This is a genomic window from Mycobacterium sp. E1214 (genome assembly GCF_001666755.1).
Lineage (GTDB): Bacteria > Actinomycetota > Actinomycetes > Mycobacteriales > Mycobacteriaceae > Mycobacterium.
Genome location: NZ_LZJC01000139.1, coordinates 1 through 769, shown reverse-complemented (window position 1 = coordinate 769; position 769 = coordinate 1). Strand labels below are relative to the sequence as shown.

1 protein-coding gene is annotated in these 769 nt (G+C 63.8%); it reads left to right on the top strand.

Annotated features, from left to right (window positions below):
• The coding region (locus tag A5700_RS19415; RefSeq protein ID WP_231973828.1) for a toprim domain-containing protein at positions 1-769 on the top strand (769 nt) is incomplete at both ends.

The window sequence follows — 769 nt, the reverse complement described above, 5'->3', positions numbered from 1 at the left end:
TCGCGGCGCGTAAGGCGCGGGAGTTGGTGCGGCGCAAGAGCGCGACCGACCTCGGTGGGCTGCCCGGCAAGCTGGCCGATTGCCGCTCGACCGATCCCCGCAAGTCCGAACTGTATGTGGTGGAGGGCGATTCGGCCGGCGGCTCGGCCAAAAGCGGCCGCGACTCGATGTTTCAGGCGATCCTGCCGCTACGCGGCAAGATCATCAACGTCGAAAAGGCCCGCATTGACCGCGTCCTGAAAAACACCGAAGTCCAAGCGATCATCACCGCCCTGGGCACCGGCATCCACGACGAATTCGACATCAGCAAGCTGCGCTACCACAAGATCGTGCTGATGGCCGACGCCGACGTAGACGGCCAACACATCTCCACGCTGCTGCTGACCCTGCTGTTCCGGTTCATGCGCCCGCTGATCGAACACGGCCACGTGTTCTTGGCCCAGCCGCCGCTGTACAAGCTCAAATGGCAACGCAGCGAACCCGAGTTCGCCTATTCCGACCGCGAGCGCGACGGCCTGCTCGACGCCGGCCTGAAATCGGGCAAGAAGATCAACAAAGAGGACGGCATCCAGCGCTACAAGGGTCTCGGAGAGATGGACGCCAAGGAGCTGTGGGAAACCACGATGGACCCCTCGGTGCGGGTGCTGCGCCAGGTCACCCTCGACGACGCCGCCGCCGCCGACGAACTGTTCTCCATCCTCATGGGTGAAGACGTCGACGCCCGCCGCAGCTTCATCACCCGCAACGCCAAAGACGTTCGCTTCCTTGA